Origin of the sequence: Micromonospora sediminimaris (assembly GCF_016863575.1) — a bacterium.
Taxonomy (GTDB): domain Bacteria; phylum Actinomycetota; class Actinomycetes; order Mycobacteriales; family Micromonosporaceae; genus Micromonospora; species Micromonospora sediminimaris.
In genome coordinates this window covers 1-6,215 of sequence record NZ_BOPD01000062.1, presented here as the reverse complement: position 1 = coordinate 6,215, position 6,215 = coordinate 1, and the positions used below count along the sequence as shown (strand labels likewise).

Genomic DNA, 6,215 nt, shown 5'->3' with positions numbered 1-6,215 from the left:
TTTTTCGGTGTGGGAGATGTGGGGGCCGCTGTTGTACGGCGGCTGCCTGGTGATCGTGCCGAGGGAGACCGCCCAGGACCCTCGGGCGTTGTGGGACCTGCTGGAGCAGGAGCGGGTGAGTGTGCTGTGTCAGACGCCCACCGCCTTCAATCAACTGATCGCCGAGGACGCGACCCGGGGCCGTCGACTGCCCCTGAGGTGGGTGATATTCGGCGGCGAGGCGCTGCACTTCGCCGACCTGCGGCCGTGGGTGGCCCGGTACGGCGACGAGCAACCACAACTGATCAACATGTACGGCATCACCGAGACCACGGTGCACGCCACCTACCGGCGGGTGCGGCGCGACGACCTGGATCAGGGGCGGTCGTTGATCGGGGTGCCGCTGGCGGACCTGCGGTTCACCCTCGTCGACGCCGACCTCAACGAGGTGCCGGCCGGCGAGGTGGGGGAAATCATCGTCACCGGGCCGGGGGTCAGCGCGGGCTACCTGGGCCGGCCCGAGCTCGACGCCGAGCGGTTCGTCCGGTTGCCCGGCAGCACGGCGCGGTCCTACCGCTCCGGCGATCAGGCCGTGCTGGTGGAGACTGGCGAGTACGAGTACCGGGGCCGGCAGGACGACCAGGTCAAGATCCGCGGATTCCGGATCGAACTCGGCGAGGTGCACGCCGCCTTCGCCGGCATCCCCGGCGTACGGCAGGTCGTCGTCACCGTGGTCCGGCCCGAGACCGCCGCGGATCCGGTGCTGCGAAACCGGACCGCGTCGGTGGAGATCACCGATGTGCGGGATCTGCTGCGCGGCGAGAGCCGCCGTGCCCCGTCGCCGAGCACCGGCCCACGGATCGTCGCCCACCTGGTCGCCGACGACGCCCTCGACCCCGGCGAGCTTTTCACCCGCCTTCGGGGACGGCTTCCGAACTACATGATGCCGTCGTTCATCGTGCCCGTCGACGCCATCCCGCTCACCCAGAACGGCAAGGTCGACCGGGATCGGCTGCCGACCGCCACCCCCGCGAACAGCCTGCGTGAATCCCGCCCGGTGGAGGCCGCCGGGCAGGGCAACCTGGTGACCCTCATCCGCCAGATATTCGCCGAGGTGCTGGGCGTACCGAGCGTCGGCAGCGACGACTCCTTCTTCAGCGTCGGCGGTGACTCGATCACGGCCCTGCGGCTGCGTGCCCGCGCCCAGGAGCGCGGCGTCACGCTGAACCTGGTCGACATCTACGGCACTCCGACACCCGCCGGACTCGCCGCCCTCGCCGGAACTGCGCAGGCGCCGTCGGAGAATCGCCCGCCGACCCCGCCCTTCAGCCTGATCAGCGCAGCGGACCGCGCGGCGCTACCGGACGGCGTGACCGACGCCTACCCGGTCAGCACCCTCCAGGGGGGCCTGCTCTTCCACAGCGCCTACGACGCTGACGTCAACATGTACTGCGACATCTTCATGTTCCGGCTCCGAGCCGGCTACGACCATCGGGCGATGGAGCAGGCGGTCACGCGAGCGGTGGCCCGCCACGAGATCCTGCGCACCTCCTTCACGTTCACCGACCACTCGCAACCGCTGCAACTGGTGCACCCCAGCGCGCCGTCCCGGGTGACCGTGGTGGACCTGCGGCACCTGGGTGGAGAGGAACAGGATGCCGAGCTGAGCCGGTGGCAACTGGGGGAGCGGCAGACCGGGTACGACTGGAGCGTCGCCCCGTTGATGCGGTACACGGTGCACCTGCTGTCGGCCGACGAGTTCCAGTTCTCCGTCAGTTTCCACGACGCGCTGTTGGACGGGTGGAGCGAATCATCGCTGATCACCGAGATCCTCTCCGACTACTGGCAGCTGCGGGCGGGGGACAAGCCGGTGGCCGCCCCACCCCGACGCCGCTACGCCGACTTCATCGCGCTTGAGCAGGAGACGCTGCGCGATCCGTCAGTCCACGAGTTCTGGGCGCGGGAGCTGAGCGGGGCGGAGCCGACCCTGCTGCCCCGGAATGCCGTCGCGACCGGGACGGCCGCCCGTAACGAGATCGGCTTCCTCAGCGTCGAGGTCGACGCCGATCTCTCGGCGGCGCTCGACGAACTCGCCGCCCGCTGCGCCGTCTCGCTCAAGCACGTGCTGCTGGCGGTACACGCCCGGGTGCTGGCCACCGTCACCGGACGCTCCGACCTGGTGCTGGGCGTGGAGTCGAACGGTCGGGTCGAGGAGGAGGGCGGCGCCGAGGTGATCGGCGTACACCTCAACCTGCTGCCGTACCGGCTGGCCACCTCCGGCACCACCTGGATGGCGCTGATCCGGGCGGCGTACGCCAAGGAACAGCAACTGTTGCCCGTGCGGCGGTTTCCCTACGCCGAACTGCAGCGGCTCAACGGCGGCCGGGAGCTCACCGACGTGAGCTTCAACTACACGCACTTCCACAGCTACGAACAGCTGGCGTCCGCGACGTCCCTGACCGTGGTGGACGCGAAGGCGTACATCCAGACGCACTTCGCGCTCCGTACCGAGTTCAACAAGGACCCCTTCACCAAGCTGCTCTCTCTCGATCTTGAGGCCGATCTGCATCGGTTGAGCGAGCCGCAGGTGCGGCTCATCGCCGCCCTGTACCGCCACGCGTTGGCCGATGTCGTGGCCCACCCCGAGACCGTGCCCAGCCGGCGTACGTTGCTCGGTGAGACGTACTGGCAGGAGCTTGTCGCCGCGTTCGGACCGCCCGCCCGGCCACTGTCCGCGCCCGGCTACTTCAGCCTGCTGGAGCAGTCGTGCGCGACCCACGCGGAGGCGCTGGCCGTGCGCTGCGGCGAGGATTCGCTGACCTACGCGGAGCTGGCCGTGCGCATCGAGCGGATCGCGGCCCGGCTGGCGCGACGAGACGTCACGGCCGGAACCGTGGTCGGCATGTCGGCCGCACGGGGCATCGACTCGTTCGTCACCGCGCTGGCGGTGATGCGTATCGGCGCGGTCTACCTGCCCCTGCCCTCGGGGCCACCGACCAGGGTGGCAAGCATGCTGCGGACCAGCCAGGCGGCGCTGGTCCTCGGCGACCGGCAGAGCGAGGCGGCGCTCCGTGAGGCGGTCGGGCGGACATCGTTGCTCCTGCTCGACGAACTGGTGGCCTCGGGCGACGAGCACGATCGATACGCCGGGCCACTGCCCGGCGGTCGGGCCGCCGCCTACGTCATCTTCACCTCCGGCTCGACGGGTGAGCCCAAGGGCGCGACGATCCGGCATGACGGGATGCTCAACCACCTGGAAGCGAAGATCGGCACGCTGGGAATCAGTGCCGGCGACCTCGTCTCCCAGGACGCCGCCGCCACCTTCGACATCTCGATCTGGCAGATGCTCGCGCCGCTGGCGGTGGGCGCGACATCGGTGATCTATCCCGACGAGATCAGTCAGGATCCGTCACGGTTGCTGCGCGCCGTGGCCGAGGACGGCATCACCGTACTGGAGGTCTCACCCACGGTGTTGAGCGTCTTCAGCGCCGAGTTGACCCACTACGGACTGGCCGCCTTCCCGCCGTTCCGGCTGCGCTGGGTCGTTTCCAGCGGGGAGACGTTGACCCCGAAGAGCGCCAACGCATTCCGTCGGCACCTGCCGCAGGTGCGCCTGCTGAACATGTGGGGGGCCACGGAGGTATCCGACGACTGTACCCACTACGAGATCATCGGGTGGGCCGACGAGCGGGCCGCCTCGGTGCCGGTGGGCCGTCCCATCGACAACGCCAAGGTCTACGTCCTCGACGAACACCGGGAACCGGTGCCGACGGGCACCCCGGGCGAGTTGTACGTCGGGGGGCTCTGCGTCGGTGCCGGCTACGTCAACGACGTCGAGCGCACCGCCGCCGCGTTCGTACCCGATCCCATTGCCGAGCAGCCCGGGATCGTGGCCTACCGGACGGGTGATCGGGGCCGACTGCTGCCTGACGGGAACCTCGAGTTCCTCGGCCGGATCGACAAGCAGGTCAAGATACGCGGACACCGCGTCGAGCTGGCTGAGGTGGAGGGGGCGCTCGCCGCGATCCCGACACTGCAGGAGAGCGTGGTCATCGTGCGTTCGGACGGCGAACACGGCAACCAGCTCGTCGCGTTCTTCGTCCCGCAGACGGTTGCGAGCGACGGTGGGACCGCTGCCGGATCGGGCCCGTCCCGGGCCGAGGTGTCCCCGCTGGAACTGCGCGAGCAACTGGCCGCCATCCTGCCCCGGTACGCGGTACCGGATCACCTTGTCCGCCTCGACGTGCTGCCCCGCACGCCGCACGGCAAGGTCGACACCCGGTCCCTCGCCGGATGGCAGCCGGCACCGCCGCCCGAGCTGACCGACGACCTCGAACCGGGGAACGAGACTGAGGCCGTCGTGATGGATGTCTGGCGCAGCGTGCTGCGGCTGCCGACGCGGCCCGGTCCACTCACCGACTTCTTCGGCCTGGGCGGTCACTCGCTGCACGCGGCGCAGGTGATGGCCCGGCTACGGGATCGCTTCGGGATGGATCTGCCGATCCGTCTGCTGTTCGAAAATCCGAATCCCCGCGCTCTGGCCCAGCGTATCGCCAGCGGTCGCGGGGTCGTGCCGGCGACCGACGGAACGCGTATCCGGCCGGCACAACCCCGACCGGACCGGTTCCCGCTGGCCGCCAACCAGGCCGCCCTCTGGTTCCTGTGTCAGGTCGACCCGGACGACCGCTCCTACGACAACACGGTGCTGTTGCACCTGTCCGGGGCGCTGGACATCACCGCGCTGCGCTCCGCGATCACGACTCTGACCAGCCGGCACGAGGTGTTCTCGATGCGCTTCGGCACCGAGGAGGGCAGCAGCTATCAGCGACCCGACCGGGACGCGGTGGTGACGCTCGACGTGGTGGACGCGACGGGGGAGCAGCTCACCGATCCGACGGAGATGACGAGGTACGTACGGGACCGGGTCCTCAGTGACCTCGTGCTGGACCTGACCAGCGGCCCGGTCGTGGTCACCCGCCTGTTCCGGTTCACCCCGACCGAGCATGTGCTGCAGTGGAGCAGTCATCACCTGGTGTCGGATGGCTGGTCCACGAACGTGGTCTTCAGCGAGATCACCGAGGCGTACCGGGCGCACCGGCAGGGGCTGCCGCCCCAACTGCCGGAGCTGCCGATCCAGTACGCCGACTATGCCCTCTGGCGGCACGAGCGGGCGGCGGCCACGGCCGGCGCGGACGTCGACTTCTGGCGGGACTACCTGGACGGCTACTCCGGCGACCTCGGCCTGGTGACGGACTTCCCCCGAACCGAGGAGCGCAGTCGGGAGGCCGGTTACGTGGCGGTGCGGTGGCCCACCGGACAGCGGGATCGCGTGCAGCGGGCCGCGGAGGAGGCCGGGGTCACCACCTTCATGCTCCTGCACAGCGCGGCGGCGATCGTGCTCAGCCGATTCGCCCAGCACACCGACATCGTGTTGGCCGCCCCGGTCGCCGGCCGCGACCTTGCCGAGACGGAGAACCTGGTCGGCTACTTCGCGGACACGCTGCCCTTCCGGTACCGGGTGGAGCCACAGGCCACCGGCGCTGCCCTGGTCGATGCGATAGCTGCCAGCGCCCTCTCCGCGCTGGATCATCAACAGCTGTCGTTCCAGGAGATCGTGCGGGCGGCGCGGCCGCCTCGGGTCGCGGGGATGCCGACCTTGGTTCAGGCCATGGTCGCCGTCGACAACTACCCGCTCGACCTACGCACGCTGCCCGGGGTGACCGGTCGGCTGGTGCAGCTGCCACCGGCGACCGCGCTGTTCGACCTGCTGTTCCGCTTCGTGTTCGACCCGGAGCCGGAGCTGTCCGCACAGTACGACGCGACGCTCTTCACCCGTGCCACCATCGATCGGCTCCTGGCTGCGATCGGCCGGGCGCTGGAGTTCCTGGTCACCCACCCCGACATGAAGCTCTCCGAGATGCGGCTCATCGATCAGGACGACCAGACGGAGCTGGAGCGCCTCTGGCGCGAGATCAGCGGCGATGACATCGACCTCGGCAAGGCGGCGGCGCAGATTGTCGAGTCCCCGTCCTGGCCGGACTTCCTGGCGGCGGTCCAGGCACGGCAGGGCCTGCTCGCCGCGCTGCTGCTCGCGTTCTGACCCACCGATACCAACTGTTTTGACGAAGGGCCAACCGTGAATCAGGTTCTTGCAGATCTTCTGCGTCAGCGGGTGATTCAGCGTAGTCAGTCGGATTCGACGGTCACCGATGGCGACGCGCGGATCGGCCGGAGCG

General features: G+C 69.5%; 1 protein-coding gene. It reads left to right on the top strand.

Going from position 1 to position 6,215, the window contains the following annotated elements; genetic code table 11:
- Positions 1–7: 7 nt before the first annotated feature.
- Positions 8–6,079, top strand: coding sequence for a non-ribosomal peptide synthetase (locus tag Vse01_RS29045; protein ID WP_093411484.1), 6,072 nt, complete (start codon positions 8–10; stop codon positions 6,077–6,079).
- Positions 6,080–6,215 lie beyond the last annotated feature (136 nt).